Here is a 15,377-nt window from a genome sequence, read left to right on the forward strand (position 1 = left end):
GCTGCCCCCGCGGCCCGGTGGACCCCGGAACGAGTCCGGGGTGACGGGTTGGGTGTGTCGTCAATTGCGTGCCACATTGGGTGGGGGGCGTTTCGCATGATGCTCTCCCGCACCGGCGCATCGCTCTACTGGCTTGGTCGCTATCTCGAGCGGGCCGATTTCATCGCGCGGTTGATCGAAGCGACCGTGCGGCTCGACGTCATGTCGTCGCGGCCGGCGGGGGAGATCGCCTGGTCGTCGGCGCTCGCGGTCACCGAAACCGAAGAGGCGTTCGCCGCCAGTGGCGCGGCGCTGCGGCAGACCGAGGTCGTGCGCTTTCTGACGCTCGATACCAGCCACCCGGGATCGGTGATCCGCTGCCTCGACCGCGCGCGCGACAATGCCAAGGCGGTGCGTACCGCGCTGAGCCGCGAGGCGTGGACCGCGATCAACCGCGCCTGGCTGGTGTTCGAAAACCGCAACCAGGTCGGCGACACCGCCCAGACGCTGAGCCTGGTCGAGGCGGTGAAGAACGAGACGCGCGGTTTCGAAGGCGCGGTGCATCAGATGCTGCGCAACCAGTCGCACTGGTTCATCCGGCTGGGGCAGGCGGTGGAGCGCGCCGACAACACCGCGCGCCTGCTCGACGTCAAATACCATATCCTGCTGCCCGAGGGCGAGGCGGTGGGCGGCGTGGTCGATCGCGACCAGTGGACGACGATCCTGCAGACGGTGTCGGCGGTGACCGCCTATCGCTGGCTCTATTCGGACGGGTTGACGCCGGCGAACGTCATCGACCTGCTGATCGCCAACCGCGACCTGCCGCGCAGCCTGCTCGCCTCCGCCGAGACGACGGTCGATCTGCTCGGGCTGCTCGCCGAGCGCACCGGCGCGCATGGCGAGGCGGACCGGATGGCGCGGATGCGCGCCGCGCGGCTGGGGCGGACGCGGTCGGGCGAGGTGATCGCCAGTGGGCTGCACCAATATCTGCAAGCCTTCATCCGCGAAAATGGCCAGTTGCACGAGGCGATCGGCCGCCAGTTCCGGTTCGGCTGATGCGCCTTTCGATCGATCACCGCACCGTCTATCGTTTCAGCGAACCGCAGAGCCGGCTCGTCCAGATGCTGCGCATGACGCCCGAAAACAGCCACGACCAGACGGTGGCGCGCTGGCGGATCGACGTGGATCACGACGCGACGATGCGGCGCGGACGCGACGGCTTCGGCAATGCGGTGACGATGCTGTACGTCGAAGGGCCGCTGCTCGACATCGAGATCGCGGTGCGCGGCGAGGTGCTGACCAGCCATTCGGATGGCGTGGTGCGCGGCGTCAACGAGGTGCTGCCGCCCGCGGTGTTCCTGCGCGCGACCGACGCAACGCCGCGCGATCCTGCGATCGCCGCCTACGCGCGCGAGGTGGTGGCGGGCGCGGACGGTGTGATCGCGCAGCTGCACCGGCTGAACCATGCATTCCATGGCCGCTTCGCGCTCGACCGGCGGCGGCCGGAGGCGGGGCTGAGCGCGGCGGTGGCGTTCACGCGCGAGGCGGCGACGTCGCGCGATCTGGCGCAGATGTTCGCGGTGGCGGCGCGCAGTCTCGAGATTCCGGCACGCTATGTGTCGGGGTATAGTATCGTCGAAGGATCGCTGCGCCCGACGCCGCATGGCTGGGCGGAGGCGCATGTGCCCGGGCTGGGCTGGGTGGGGTTCGATCCCTGCACGGGGCGATCGCCGCAGGAGGAAAGCGTTCGCGTTGCGGCGGCGCTGGATGCAGCGGGCGCGGCGCCGGTGGCGGGATCGCGGCTGGGCGAGGGCGAGGAAGAGCTGGACGTCGCGGTGAAGGTGTCGGCGGCGCAATAACCGCGTGCCGTTTTCGCTGTGCCGGCGGGATGCATGTCCGCTGACGGTGCGACTTGAGCCGAGACGGGAGCGCGTCTGGATTCCCGCCTGCGCGGGAATGACGATTGGGGGGCGCGCATTCCTTTCGTCATCCCGGCGGACGCCGGGATCGATGGTGTCGGAACGTCGGTTGGCGCGTGATGCGGCAAGGATCCCGCATCCATGGATCCCGGCCTGCGCCGGGATGACGAAAAGGGGGGGCGTTCCTGTGCATCATCGCTCCCCCGCAAACGCAGTTAACCGGATCACAACTCCGCGGGCGTTAGGCGGGCAGCGTGGGGTATGTCCGCATCTCGAGGCTGCGATACGCATGGGTTGGCGTGATACTGGTCAGCGCTGCGTCGTGCGTGCCGCCGCGGCAGGGCGTCAGTCGCGTGTCGCAGGCGGTGCCGCCGCCGACGCCGCGGCAGTTGCTGCGCGACCTGGCGCTCGACGTGCCGGGCGATCTGCCGGGGCTTGCCGGTCTGCCCGCGAGCCTGCGCGATGCGGTGGACGGCGACGATGCCGCGGCCGTTGCGCCGCAGGCCGCGCCGCCCTTCCTCGCGCAGATGCAGAGCCAGGAGGATGCGGCGCGCGCGACCGACTGCCTGACCGCCGCGGTCTATTACGAGGCGCGGTCCGAACCCATCGATGGCCAGCGCGCCGTCGCACAGGTGGTGCTGAACCGTGTGCGCGACCGCGCCTTTCCGCACAGCGTGTGCGGCGTCGTGTTCCAGGGATCGACGCGGCGCACGGGGTGCCAGTTCAGTTTCACCTGCGACGGATCGATGGCGCATCGCCGCGAACCCTATGCCTGGGCGCGGGCGCGCAGCGTGGCCGAGGCGGCGCTGGCGGGCAACGTCTATGCCCCGGTCGGCGGCGCGACCTTCTACCACACCGATGCGATCCTGCCGTGGTGGGCGTCCAGCCTGACGCGGATCGGGTCGGTCGGCGCGCATATCTTCTATCGCTGGCGCGGCGCGATGGAGAGTGCGCTCAGCTTCCGCGCGGCCTATGCGGGCGTCGAGCCGGGGGTGGTTGCGGGCGGAGGCGATGGCGGAGCGCAGCCGCAGGTCGCGACTTTGTATCGCGACAGCCAGGACGATCGCGGCGTCACGGTACATCGCGGCCGGATGACGCCGGTGGCGAGCGTGGCCGAGGCGCCCGCGACCGATGCGCCCAAGGCGGACGCGCCTGCTCCACGGATGATGATCGCGGCGGGCGTTCGCGTGCATCGCGGCAGCGAGGCGCCGCGGCGCCTGATGACCGAGGGTGCGGTGATCGGCGCCGAATCCGACCCGACCTGAACCGCGTCAGGCGACCGCCATCGCGTCGGGCAGCGGCGGCGGGGCCAGTTCCTCGTCGGTTAGCGCACGCCAGCCGTTGGGGCCCAGCATCTCGATCGGGCGATAGCGCGTCTTGTACGCCATGCGCGCCGATCCCTTCACCCAATAGCCGAGGTAGACATAGGGCAGGCCGCTGTCCCGCGCGCGCAGGATATGGTCCATGATGATGTAATTGCCGAGGCCCGGCCGCGCGGTCGCGGGATCGTCGCCATCCGCATCGAAGAAGCTGTAGATCATCGACAGCCCGTCCGCCTGCCGGTCGGTCAGGCAGGCGCCGACCAGCTGGCCGCGCATGCCCCCGACCGAGGGCGTGCGATATTCGATGACGTGCGAATTGACTGGGGAGTGCTCGACCATGTCGGCATAATCCTCCTCGTCCATCCCCGCCATGCCGCCGCCCGGATGACGCGCGCCGAGATAGCGGCGCAGCAGCTGGAACTGTTCGTCGGTCGCCCAGGGGCGGCAGGCGCTGACCTCCAGATCCTCGTTGCGGCGGAGCAGCTTGCGCTGTGTCGCATTGGGCACGAATTCGTCGGTGACGACGCGCACCGACACGCAGGCGGCACAGCCCGCGCACGAGGGGCGATAGGCGACGCCCTGCGACCGGCGAAAGCCGATACGGCCAAGCGCGTCGTTCAGCTCGGCGGCATGCGGGCCGGACAATTCGGTGAACACCTTCCGTTCCTGCCGGCCCGGCAGATAGGGGCAGGGCGCGGGCGTGGTGACGAAGAAGCGCGGAAAGCGAAAAGGCGCAGTCACCGCCGACAAACCCCCGAAGCAGACAGGCGCACGATACGCCGCGGCGACATATGAATCACCCCGTCGGTCCTGAAAAGCGGCTTTACCATCAAAGAAGGTTAATCGGCGGCAGAGAGTCTTTCCAGCACGGCCTGTTGGTCCGATCCGGGACAAACGGCGCCCATATTGCGTCGCACCCTGATTGCTGCGTTGCGGGAACTTTTATCGGAATGGGACGTAGGCCTTGTCCCTAGGTGTAACTTCGGAGTTGACTGATGACCAAGATTGCAGGCTCGCTCGCCGCGCTCGCGCTGACCACCGCCTCGATCGCCACGCCGGCGTTCGCGGCTCCCGTGAACCCCGCCGCCTCGCTGTCGGTGGCCAAGTCGGTCCGCGCCAGCGCGCCGTCGGCGCAGAAGAACAAGCTCGCCGGTGGCGGCCTGCTCGCTGCGATCATCGCCGCCAGCGTGGTGGCGATCGGTGTCGTCGCGATCGTCGACGACGGCAATTCCGACAGCAACTGAGCTTTCGCTCAGCTGCAAAGCGGGGGTCGCGCCACGGCGCGGCCCTCTTTTTGTGTGACCCGCTTAGGCAAGAGTGCAGTCAGCTGTCGGACTGCCTTTGGATCAATTCATACAATGAGCGAACATGTGGCACCCGCATGAATTGCGGCGTCGTATCGGCCGTGGGTTGCCAGATGCCGAAGTTGTTCGCTCCGCTGAAAAATCCCTCAGACGCGCCAAATCGTATCGTCCCTGATCCGTCGGATCGCTCACTCCATTCTACAGTGGGTAGGCGTTTGATATCCAACGACTTGAGATTGGATGCTCGTGCGATGATGATGCGCCTGTTCGTCACATAATATGATGTGTTTCGTCTGATGGCGATGTCGACGAAAAAGCGGCCGATCGTTACGTAAAGGCCAATGAACAGGAAGGGAAGTCCAAACAGTTTGAATGAAAGGTCTGCGTCGGTCTTCCACACGTCGTTGTTCCAGAGCATGGCAAAGCTGCCCCATACGAGGCTAAAGGGTATCAAGAAAACGTCTATTGGCCGGAGGATCAGACCGCGACTTGGCACGCCTTCCCAAATGATATTTTCACCAGCAAGGAGTTGCGGTCTCACATCGATCATGGCTTTTGCTCTTGGTCAGACGCAGGCGGCTCCGTGGCAACCTATTCGATACTTACCTTTGTCCTGAGTCAGCCGCAATCGCCCCCTACGCCTGTTCCACCATGCTCGTCTCGAAGCCGCCTTCGCGCAGGGCGGCGATCAGGCGGTTGAGGTGGTCGCGGTCGCGGGCTTCGCATTCGATGTCGGTGATCAGGCCCTTCGCCGGCAACGAGGTGAAGATGCGTTGATGGTACACCTCGATGATGTTGACGCGCTGGGCGTCGAAGATGCGCGCGACGTTGTAGAGTGCACCGGGCTGGTCCTGTAGCCGCACGCGCAGGCGGGCGAGCCGGCCCGACCGGGCGAGGTCGCGCAGCAGCACGTTGGCGAGCAGGCGCGTATCGATGTTGCCGCCGCATAGCACGATGCCGACGGTGCGGCCCTTGAACCGCTCCGGATAGGCCATCAGCGCGGCGAGGCCGGCGGCGCCGGCGCCCTCGACCACGGTCTTTTCGATCTGGAGCAGAAGGCTGACCGCCTCTTCCAGATTGCGCTCGCCGACCAGCACGATGTCGTCGACCAGCTCGGCGACCATGCGCGAGGTGATGCCGCCCGGCTCCTTCACCGCGATACCCTCGGCGAGCGTATCGCCGGCGCAGGGCAGCGCGGTGCCGCGGATGCGATTGTACATCGAGGGGAAGAGTTCGGCCTGCACGCCGATGACCTCGATCGGATGGTCCGAGGCGCGCGCGACGACGCTGTTGCCCGAGATGAGGCCGCCGCCGCCGATCGGGATCAGTAGCGTGTCGAGGCTCGGCACATCCTCCAGCATCTCGACCGCGACGGTGCCTTGCCCCGCGATGACGCGCGGATCATCGAACGGGTGGACGAAGGTGAAGCCGCACTCCGCCTCCAGCACGCGGGCATGGGCGTAAGCGGCGTCGAACGTGTCGCCTTCGAGCACCACCTTGGCCTTGTGGCCTTCGGTCTGCGTCACCTTCACCGTCGGCGTGGTGCGCGGCATCACGATCGTCGCGGGGATGCCGAGGCGGTTGGCATGATAGGCGAGGCCCTGCGCGTGATTGCCGGCCGAGGCGGCGATGACGCCCTTGGCGCGCGCCTCCGGCGACAATTGCAGCAACGTGTTGAGCGCGCCGCGTTCCTTATACGCCGCGGTAAATTGCAGATTTTCGAACTTCAGGAACACGGTGGCGCCGGTCATCTCGCTCAGCGTCTTGCTGATCAGCGTCGGCGTGCGGACGATCGCGTCGCGAATGCGGGCGTGGGCGGCGTACACATCGTCGATGGAGACGGGGAGCGAGGCGGTGTCGGCAGGGTTGGTGGCCATGGCGCCGAGCTAGACCATCTGGTGCGGCGGGGGAACACCGCTTATGCGCTGAGGCTATGGCACGATCGGCTTTGACAATAGTGGCGGCGCTGGCCGCGGTTCTGGCGACTTCGCAGGCGGCCGGGGCCGACGGGCTGGTCGATAACGTCAACGGCATGACGCTGGACAAGGACGGCAAGGTCGTCCGGTTCCAGGCGATGCTGGTCAATGCGCAGGGCGCCGTCGTCAGGTTGCTGTCGGCAAAGGACAAACGGCCGGAGAAGCTCGACTGGCGGGCCGACATGAAGGGCAAATATCTGTTGCCCGGCATGATCGACGCGCATGGCCATGTGATGGAACTGGGCTTCCGCGCGCTCGAACTCGACCTGTCGGATACGAAGAGCCTCGCCGAGGCGCAGATGAAGATCGCCGCTTATGCGCGCGACAATCCTGACAAGGCCTGGATCATCGGCGGCGGCTGGAATCAGGAGACCTGGGGGCTGGGCCGCTTCCCGACGACCGCCGATCTGGATGCCGCGGTCGGCGATCGTCCGGTGTGGCTGGCGCGCGCCGACGGCCATGCCGGCTGGGGCAACAGCGCCGCGCTGAAGGCCGCCGGCGTCACCGCGAAGAGCGTGTCGCCCGCGGGCGGCCGGATCGAGAAGGGGCCGGGGGGGCAGCCCGCGGGCGTGTTCGTCGATGCGGCACAGGATCTGGTGGTGAAGATCCTGCCCCAGCCGCTGGGCAAGGACCGCAACGCCGCCTTCCTGAAGGCGCAGGAGATCTTGCTCGGCTATGGCGTCACCGCGACCGCGGACATGGGCACGAGCATCGACGACTGGCTGACCTATCGCCGGATCGCGGACCTCGGCGGCCTGCGCGTGCGCATCATGAGCTATGGCATGGGGGTCGATACGACGGTGCAGATCGGCGGCACCGGGCCGACGCCGTGGCTGTACGACGACCGGCTGAAGCTGGTTGGCGTCAAGCTCTACGCCGATGGCGCGCTGGGATCGCGTGGCGCGTGGCTGAAGGCGCCCTATGCTGATGCGCCGGGCCAGACGGGCGCGGGCTTCATGAACGACACCGTGCTGCGCAACCGGATGAGCCGCGCGGCGATGGACGGTTACCAGGTCGCGGTGCATGCGATCGGCGACCGCGCCAATGCCGAGGTGCTGGATGCGATCGACGAGATGGCGCAGACCTACAAGGGCGACCGGCGCTGGCGCGTCGAACATGCGCAGATCGTCGACCCCGTCGACCTGCTGCGCTTCGGCAAATATGGCACGATCGCCTCGATGCAGCCGGTGCATGAGACGAGCGACCGACTGATGGCGGAGGCGCGGTTGGGGCCGCAGCGGCTGGCGGGTGCCTATGCCTGGGCGTCGATGCTGCGCAACGGCGCGAAGCTGGCGTTCGGATCGGACTATCCCGTCGAAAAGCCCGATCCCTGGACCGGCTGGGCCGCGGCGTTCACGCGCCAGGGTCCCGACGGCCAGCCGTTTGGCGGCTGGCAGCCGCAGGAGGCGATCACGCGCGAACAGGCGTGGTGGGCCTATACCGGCGGCGCAGCCTATGCGGGCTTTGCCGAGGATCGCTTCGGCCGCCTCGCTCCCGGCCAGAAGGCGGACTTCGTCATCGTCGATCGCGACCCCCTGCTCGCCTCCCCCGCAGACCTGCGCGCGACCAAGGTGGAACAGACGTGGATCGGCGGCCAGAAGGTGTGGCAGCGGAAGTAAGCCGCACGCCAAAAGGGCCGCAGCACCCCCCGATGCTGCGGCCCTTCACTCCCGGATACTGGGGAGGGGTAAAAATGGGCGGTCAGGCGACCGCGACGACCTCTTCGGGTTCGCGCAGCACATAGCCGCGGCCCCAGACGGTCTCGATGTAATTCTCGCCGTCGCACGCCAGGCTGAGCTTCTTGCGCAGCTTGCAGATGAAGACGTCGATGATCTTGAGTTCGGGTTCGTCCATGCCGCCGTACAGGTGGTTCAGGAACATTTCCTTGGTCAGCGTGGTGCCCTTGCGGAGGCTGAGCAGCTCGAGCATCGCATATTCCTTGCCGGTCAGATGCACGCGCGCGCCATCGACCTCGACCGTCTTGGCGTCGAGATTGACGGCGAGCTTGCCGGTGCGGATGACCGATTGCGAATGGCCCTTCGAACGACGGACGACCGCGTGGATGCGGGCGATCAGTTCTTCGCGATGGAAGGGCTTGGTGACGTAATCGTCGGCGCCGAAGCCGAAGCTGCGTACCTTGCTATCCATCTCGTTGATGCCGCTGAGGATCAGTACCGGCGTGGTCACGCGGGCGACGCGCAGCTTCTTCAGCACGTCATAGCCGTGCATGTCCGGCAGGTTGAGGTCGAGCAGGATGATGTCGTAGTCGTACAGCTTGCCGAGGTCCAAGCCCTCCTCGCCAAGGTCGGTCGTATAGACGTTGAACCCCTCGGTGCCGAGCATCAGCTCGATCGCCTTGGCCGTGGTCGGCTCGTCCTCGATCAACAACACCCGCATCGCGTCGTCCCCTGTTGGCGAGGCCGCCAGCACCCCTGGCTCGCGGCTCGCCCCGATTCATTAACCAAACGACATCTGAAGGCAAAAGGTTAATTCGGGATTAAGTGCGGGCGTCAATCTTTACGATTTGCGCTCGTCCGCCTCGGGATCGGCATCCGGATCGTGCGGCGTCAGGTCGGGGCCGAGCAACGTCTGGTGGCGGCTGCGCGGGATATCCTCGCCCAGCACCTCGCGCAGATACAGGCTGCGCACCAACGTGAAGATCACGACCAGCAGCGCCGCCGAGAAGAATAGGCCGAAGATACCGAAGATCACGCCGATACCGATGATCGCGAAGACGGTGATCGCCGGCGGGATCGAGACGACACGCGCCTGGACGTAGGGGGTGATGAAATTGGTCTGGATCAGCCGGACGATCGCATAGGTGGCGAGCGCGCCGATCAGCGCGCCATTGCCCTGCGTCGCGGCGAGGCCCAGCGCGGGGATCATCGCCGCCGTGGGGCCGACATAGGGAATGAATTCCGACAGGCCGGCGAGCAGGCCGAGCGCGGCGGCGGAGGGCACGCCCGAAATCCACAGGCCGATGCCGATCAGCAGCCCCATCGTCGTCATCAGGATCAACGACGAACGCAGCCACAGTCGCAGCGTCGAGCCGACGTCGAACAAAGCATCCTCGATCGCCGGGCGCTTCGAGGGCGGGATCAGGAACAGGAAGCCGCGCTGGTAGATGCCGGGATCGGCGGCGAAAAAGGCCGCACCGACGAGCAGCAGGATGCTGTTGAGAATGAGTTCGCCCGCGCCCTGCACCAGCCCGCCGACGTCCTGCGCCGCCTTCGACCCGGCATAGGCCTGCTGCACGGCATCGACGATCTTGGCGCCGACCGGGCTTTGCGATGCCCAGGCGGCCAGCTGGTCGAGCAGGTTGGGCAATTGCGTGACGAGCACGTTGACCTGCTCGCGGAACTGCACGCCGAACAGCCAGACGAGGAACGCGACGACGCCATAGGCCGTCGCCATGCCGAGGCAGAAGGCGGTCCGGTCCGACACGCGCAGGTGATCGCGGTAAAGGTCGGCGAGCGCATGGATGGCGATCGCGCCCAGCATCGACCCGAAAGCAAGGATCAGCAGATTGCCCGCGCGCAGCAGCGCCGCGGCGACCGCCGCGATGATGAGGACGTAAAAGATGCGCCGGATGAAGCGCGCATCGTCGGGATCGGGGGCGAGACGGTTCACGCGGGGCGGGGGGCGCTGGACATGGGCTATCCTGACAGGATCGGGGGGCACTGGACAAGAGGTGGGGGCAGTACTGCCGTGGGGCCGGATCGGTTCCGGTTGCAGGGTGACGGAGGTGGGCGATGCGGGGGCGTCGCGACCGCCGCCCGCACACACCTTACACCTTTGTCATTTGATCTTTATCCGCCGACACGGCAGCCCTTTGGACGTAACAGCGTCGAGCGGACCCGAGCCCCATGAAGATCCTCCTGGTTGATGACGACCCCGTCCTGGCCGATTCGCTGGCGGATGAACTGACCGGCTTCGGCCACGCGCTGTCGACCGCGAGCGACGGGCGGGCGGCGCTGGCGGCGATCGATCAGGATGCGTTCGATGCGGTGGTGCTCGACCGGATGATGCCGCGGGTGGACGGCATCGCGCTGCTCGAGCGGCTGCGCGGTGACGCGCGATCGGTGCCCGTCATCATGCTGAGCGCGCGCGGCCAGTCCGACGACAAGATCAGCGGCCTTGCCGCCGGCGCCGACGATTATGTCGTCAAGCCGGTCGAGGCGGCCGAACTCCACGCGCGGCTGCAGGCGGTGGTGCGCGGCCGGCAGTGGACGCGCGAGGCGAGCGACACGCTGCGCGCGGGCGATATCGTGGTCAGCCCGTCGCGCTTCCGGGCGTGGCGCGACGAAAAGCCGCTCGACCTCGCCAAGCTGGAGCTGAAGCTGCTCGCCGAATTGGTGCGCAACGCCGATACGGTGCTGACGCGCGCGATGCTGATCGAGCGGGTGTGGGGGTACGATTTCGAGCCCGACACCAATCTGGTCGACGTCTACATCCGCCGCCTGCGCCAGAAGCTCACGGCGCATGGCGGCGACGATCCGATCCAGACGATGCGCGGCGTCGGCTATCTGTTGCGCAGCTGACGCATGCCGCGGAGCCGGCGGCTGCGTGCGCCGCGATCGCTGCGGGCGCTGACCTGGATCTTCGTCGCGGCGATGATCGCGGCGACGCTGGGCACGGGCGTCGCCATCTATACCGCGCAGCGTCGGGCGATCGTCCAGCTGGTCGACCAGCGGATCGCCACGGCGGTCGACGCGATCGCGCACGAGGGCGAGCGACCGATGCCGACGCCGGTGCTGGTCGAGCGGCTGCGCATGCTGGCGAGCGACCGCGACACGGGCGATATCGGCGCGATGCTGGTCGACGCGCAGGGGCGGCAGATCGGCGGCAACATCCGGTTGCGTCAGGTGCCGCCGCGCGGCTTCAGCTCGCTGCATAGCGACGACGGGATCAAGGGGCTGACCGCAGGGCGCGCCTACACCGGTGACGTCGGCGATGGGCGGCGGCTGACGATGATCGCCGAGACCGAGCCGTTCGACGATTCGGGCACGGCGCGGCTGCGCAGCTATTTAGCCGGTTTCGGATCGATCCTGCTGGTCGTCGGACTGGGGCTCGTCATGTTTTCGCGGCTCGTCGAGCGGCGCATTGGCGCCATGCGCGCGACCGCGGCGGCGATCGTCGATGGCGACATGCAGCGCCGCGTGCCGACCGAGGGCGATGGCGGCGCGTTCGATGCGCAGGCGCACGCCTTCAACGCCATGCTCGACCGGATTGCCGAGCTGATGCGCGGGATTGCCGAAGTGTCGAGCGATATCGCGCATGACCTGCGCAGCCCGCTCGCGCGCCTGCGTGGCCAGCTCGTGCAGCTCGAACGCCGTGCCGAGACGCCGGCGATGCGCGACGGCCTGGCCGCGGCGATCGCGCAGAGCGACACGATCCTGGGCATGTTCGCTGCGATCCTGCGCATCGCCGAGGTGGAGGGTGGCGCGCGGCGCGCGGGCTTTGCGCGCTTCGACCTGGGCGAACTCGTGGCGGAGGTCGGTGAGATGATGGCGCCGGTGGTCGAGGACGACGCGCATGTCTTGGTCTGCGACCCCGTCGCCGCGCTGCCCGTCCACGCCGATCGCCAGTTGCTGACGCAGGTGCTGGTCAATCTGATCGTCAATGCCGTGCGTCATACGCCGCCGGGCACGCGCATCACGCTGTCGGCCGTGGCGGTGCGGGGGCAGGCGATCGTCCGCGTGGCCGATAACGGCCCCGGCATCGCCGCGGTGGATCGCGCCACCGCGCTGCGGCGCTTCGGCCGGCTGGATGCGAGCCGGTCGACCGGCGGGTTTGGGTTGGGCCTGCCGCTCGCCGCGGCGATCGCGCGGCTGCATCATGGCGAGCTGTCGCTGGAGGATGCGGCGCCGGGCCTGCGCGTGGTGTTGAGCGTGCCGCTGACTGGGTGATCGATCCCGACAGTACCGTCGCCCCGGCGGAGGCTGGGGGCCCTCGCGTTTTCTGCTGCGCCTCATTGCACGGAGATCCCAACCTTCGGTGGGCTGACGTCTGTCGGAGTCCAAACGAAAGGGGCGGCGCCGTCGCCGGCACCGCCCCTACGCAGTTGGACCTGTCGGCCGCTTAGAAGTTCACCGATCCTTCCAGACCGATCGTGCGCGGCGGGTTGAAGTTCGCATACGAGCCCAGCACCGCGATGTTCGCGTCCGAACGGCGATAGATATGCTGTTCGTTGAGCAGGTTGCGCGACCAGAGCGACAGCGTCGCCTTCTGGCCCTGTGCGCTCAGCGGGATGTCCGCCAGCGCGATGCGGCCGTTCACGATGAAGCTCGAGTCGGTCTTCACGCTTTCCGACTGGAAGCTATACTGCGGCGCCGCATAATTGGCGTCGAGGTGGAAGCGCGCATGCGTGCTGCCCGTGCCGATCGGCAGATCGTAATCGATCGCCGCCGATGCCGCGTGCGGCGGCGTGTAGACGGTGTAGACCTGCGTCAGCACGCCGAAGGTCGGGCCCGGGTTCGGGTTCGCTGTCGCGGGCACCTTGGTGTAGGTGTAAGCGTAGGAGGCGGTCAGCGTCAGGCTGTCGATCGGGCGCGCGCTGACGTCCAGTTCGATACCGCGGATCTTCGACGTGCCCGGCGCATTCGCCGTATTTTCGGTGTGCAGGTTGAAGTTCGGGTTGGCGATGGTGGTGCCCGGCAGGAACTGGTTGGTATCGACGTTGTCGAAGTCGATCTGCGTGTTCTTGCGGTCCATGATATAGCCCGCGACGTTCACGCGCACCTTGTGGTTCAGGAAGTCGGTCTTCGCGCCGATTTCATAGGCCTTCACCGATTCCGGGCCGAACGCGCCGAAGTTCGACGAGCGGTCGTTGGCGCCACCGGCGCGGAAGCCGCTCGAATATTTGGCGTATAGGTTGATGCCGGGCGCCGCATCGGCGGCCAGCGTCACCATCGGGTCGAACCGCCCGCGATCGTAGTTCAGCACGTAATTGGTGGGGACGCCCGACACGAGGTACAGCGTGCCGTTACGCTTGTCCTTCGAATAGCGGCCGCCGACCGTCAGGTGCAGCATCTCTGCCGCGGCGGGGGTCCAGGTCGCCTGGCCGTACGCGGCATAGCTGCGGGTGCGGGCGACGCTGGCGCGCTGCAGGAAGCGGGAGTTATAGTCCCAGCCCTGGTTGGACGAGCTGATCGTGCCGAACACCTGCGAGGGCAGGATGGTGTAGGCGGTGCCGTCGGCGTTCCACTGGTTCGACGAGGGCGTCGCGGCGGATTCGCGGGCCTGTTCGTTGAAATAATAGAGGCCGGCGACCCAGTCGAGCTGGTCGACGCTGCCGATCGCCTGGAATTCCTGGCTGAACTGGCTCTGGTACAGATCCGACAGGCTGTAGCGGCTGAACTTGCCGTTGGGGGCGTAGGCGACGCGCTCCGGACCGCCCGAATTGTCCCACTGGTTGGTCGCCACGCGGCGCCAGGCGGTGATCGACTTCAGCGTGATCGCCGGATCGACCTTGTACGACAGCGTCGCGCTGACGCCCTGCGTCTTGTCGACGCTGTACTGCTGCGGCACGCCGACGTCGGCGACGCTCTGGCGGTTCGGGTGGACGCCGACCAGCGCGGGCAGCGGCGCGATGCAGGTGGTGGCTGAGATCGTGCTCGACAGGCAGGTGGGCGCGCCGGCCGCGCTGCCCGGCAGGACGATGCGGTTGGTGGTGCGGTCGAGCACGCCGACGGTGCGGCCCAGCGGGTTGTAGTTGATCAGCTGGCTGAAGAACGGCGTGTTCTCGTCACGCGCCTTGTCGAAGGCGACGTCGGCGGTGAAGCTGTCGGTCGGCTTCCAGCGCGCGGCGATGCGGCCGCCGACGCGGTCATAGGCATTCCAGCCGAGCTGGCCGGCGAGCGGGTTGCGCGTCGTCGCATCCTGATGCTGGTACACGCCGTCCAGCTTGATCGAGATGTTCTGATATTCGGGCAGGTCGATATGCGCTTCGCCGTTGCGCGCGCCGTAATTGCCGAAGCCTGCGGTGACGCGGCCACCGAATTCCCCGGTGGGCGCCTTGGTGACGATGCTGAGCGCGCCGCCTTCGGTGTTGCGACCGAACAGCGTGCCCTGCGGGCCACGCAGCACTTCGATGCGCTGCACGTCGAACAGCGCGGCGTTCAGGCCCTGCGAGCGGCCGAGGTAGACGCCGTCGATATAGACGCCGACGCCCGAATCACGCGCGGTCTGGTTCTGGTCGAACGGCACGATGCCGCGGATACCGATCGTCAGCGCCGACTGGCGCGCTTCGAACGTGGCGACGCGCAAGCTGGGCACCGCGCCGTCACCCAGGTCGAGCAGGCTCTGGACGTGGCGGTCCTTGATCGCTTCGGGATCGAGCACGCTGATCGCGATCGGCGTCTTCTGCAGGTTGGTTTCGCGCTTGGTCGCGGTGACGACGATGTCCTGCAGCTGGTCCGGCTCGGCCGCGGGGGTCGGGTCCGTGGCGGGCGTAGGATCGGCGGCCGGCGCGGTGGTGGCGGTCGCCTTGGCGGCATCGGCGGCGAACGCCGGTGCGGCGGCGAGGGCGGATGCGGCGACGCCGATCATCAGCAGCGCGCGGCTGCCGGACATCTTCATCATGACGAAATATTCCCCTTCGAGGCAATGTGCCTTCCTGGGGCGCGCCTACCGCCGGGCTGTGGCGGGCGTGTTGCGATTCGATGACGCCGCCGGCGAGCGGGAATTCATCTTGGTGTCATTTTCGGAACGGGGCCACGCCGTGGTGACGATTTGGCTCCGGGTCGGCATAATCCATGCGAAGCCTTGGGGTTCCCCGAACGGGGCGGTTGACGATCGCGGCGGACCGACGCGCAGTTTTGGGGGCGACCGCATGTCGAGGGCAGCGAAGACCCGCTGCTCCTCGCTGCTGGCGAT

General features: G+C 67.4%; 13 protein-coding genes. 7 read left to right on the plus strand and 6 right to left on the minus strand.

Annotation, left to right across the window (positions count from 1 at the left end):
• Nucleotides 1-99: 99 nt before the first annotated feature.
• The 3 genes from ACP7A3_RS08330 to ACP7A3_RS08340 all read left to right on the plus strand — a co-directional run bounded on the left by ACP7A3_RS08330 (nt 100) and on the right by ACP7A3_RS08340 (nt 3,163).
• Entirely contained in the window at nt 100-1,035 is a 936-nt protein-coding gene (locus ACP7A3_RS08330; RefSeq protein WP_024310445.1) for an alpha-E domain-containing protein, read from the plus strand.
• Nucleotides 1,035-1,838 carry a transglutaminase family protein gene (locus ACP7A3_RS08335; protein WP_426256142.1) on the plus strand — a complete coding sequence of 268 codons (804 nt, stop codon included), beginning with the start codon at nt 1,035-1,037 and terminating at the stop codon, nt 1,836-1,838. Before ACP7A3_RS08330 ends, ACP7A3_RS08335 begins: the two co-directional genes overlap by 1 nt.
• Before the next feature lie 359 nt (nt 1,839-2,197).
• Nucleotides 2,198-3,163 carry a cell wall hydrolase gene (locus tag ACP7A3_RS08340; protein WP_426256141.1) on the plus strand — a complete coding sequence of 322 codons (966 nt, stop codon included), beginning with the start codon at nt 2,198-2,200 and terminating at the stop codon, nt 3,161-3,163.
• A gap of 6 nt (nt 3,164-3,169) precedes the next feature.
• On the opposite strand, the gene ACP7A3_RS08345 is transcribed toward ACP7A3_RS08340, so the two are convergent.
• Entirely contained in the window at nt 3,170-3,961 is a 792-nt protein-coding gene (locus ACP7A3_RS08345; RefSeq protein ID WP_426256140.1) for an arginyltransferase, read from the minus strand.
• A gap of 254 nt (nt 3,962-4,215) precedes the next feature.
• Here ACP7A3_RS08345 and ACP7A3_RS08350 point away from each other — a divergent pair, with 254 nt between their 5' ends.
• Complete coding sequence (locus tag ACP7A3_RS08350) at nt 4,216-4,464, plus strand: hypothetical protein (protein ID WP_017977679.1); 249 nt, start codon at nt 4,216-4,218, stop codon at nt 4,462-4,464.
• Between the two features lie 79 nt (nt 4,465-4,543).
• Here the strand turns inward: ACP7A3_RS08350 and ACP7A3_RS08355 are convergent, their stop codons facing one another.
• Nucleotides 4,544-5,074, minus strand: a complete 531-nt coding sequence (locus tag ACP7A3_RS08355; protein WP_426256139.1) for a hypothetical protein — start codon at nt 5,072-5,074, stop codon at nt 4,544-4,546.
• 85 nt (nt 5,075-5,159) lie between these two features.
• Nucleotides 5,160-6,401 (minus strand): threonine ammonia-lyase, encoded by a 1,242-nt coding sequence (locus ACP7A3_RS08360; RefSeq protein ID WP_426256138.1) that lies wholly within the window; start codon nt 6,399-6,401, stop codon nt 5,160-5,162.
• Nucleotides 6,402-6,457: 56 nt separating this feature from the next.
• Here ACP7A3_RS08360 and ACP7A3_RS08365 point away from each other — a divergent pair, with 56 nt between their 5' ends.
• A complete protein-coding gene (locus ACP7A3_RS08365; protein ID WP_426256137.1) occupies nt 6,458-8,119 on the plus strand; it encodes an amidohydrolase in 1,662 nt (553 codons plus the stop codon).
• Nucleotides 8,120-8,201: 82 nt separating this feature from the next.
• Here the strand turns inward: ACP7A3_RS08365 and ctrA are convergent, their stop codons facing one another.
• Both ctrA and ACP7A3_RS08375 read right to left on the minus strand, forming a co-directional pair.
• Nucleotides 8,202-8,897, minus strand: coding sequence for a response regulator transcription factor CtrA (gene ctrA / locus ACP7A3_RS08370; RefSeq protein ID WP_020486368.1), 696 nt, complete (start codon nt 8,895-8,897; stop codon nt 8,202-8,204).
• A gap of 120 nt (nt 8,898-9,017) precedes the next feature.
• Nucleotides 9,018-10,130, minus strand: a complete 1,113-nt coding sequence (locus ACP7A3_RS08375; RefSeq protein ID WP_043060618.1) for an AI-2E family transporter — start codon at nt 10,128-10,130, stop codon at nt 9,018-9,020.
• Nucleotides 10,131-10,366: 236 nt separating this feature from the next.
• On the opposite strand from ACP7A3_RS08375, the gene ACP7A3_RS08380 reads away from it, so the two are divergent.
• Nucleotides 10,367-11,041: a response regulator transcription factor gene (locus ACP7A3_RS08380; protein WP_017977685.1), complete on the plus strand. Its 675-nt coding sequence runs from the start codon at nt 10,367-10,369 to the stop codon at nt 11,039-11,041.
• A 3-nt stretch (nt 11,042-11,044) separates the two neighbouring features.
• Nucleotides 11,045-12,409 (plus strand): sensor histidine kinase, encoded by a 1,365-nt coding sequence (locus ACP7A3_RS08385; protein ID WP_426256136.1) that lies wholly within the window; start codon nt 11,045-11,047, stop codon nt 12,407-12,409.
• Nucleotides 12,410-12,581: 172 nt separating this feature from the next.
• Here ACP7A3_RS08385 and ACP7A3_RS08390 read toward each other — a convergent pair whose 3' ends face one another.
• The gene (locus ACP7A3_RS08390; protein WP_426256135.1) at nt 12,582-15,083 is read right to left on the minus strand and encodes a TonB-dependent receptor; all 2,502 of its coding nucleotides are present in this window, start codon (nt 15,081-15,083) and stop codon (nt 12,582-12,584) included.
• Nucleotides 15,084-15,377: the final 294 nt, after the last annotated feature.

This window comes from Sphingomonas sp. DC5200-1, from assembly GCF_049897245.1.
Lineage (GTDB): Bacteria > Pseudomonadota > Alphaproteobacteria > Sphingomonadales > Sphingomonadaceae > Sphingomonas > Sphingomonas aquatilis.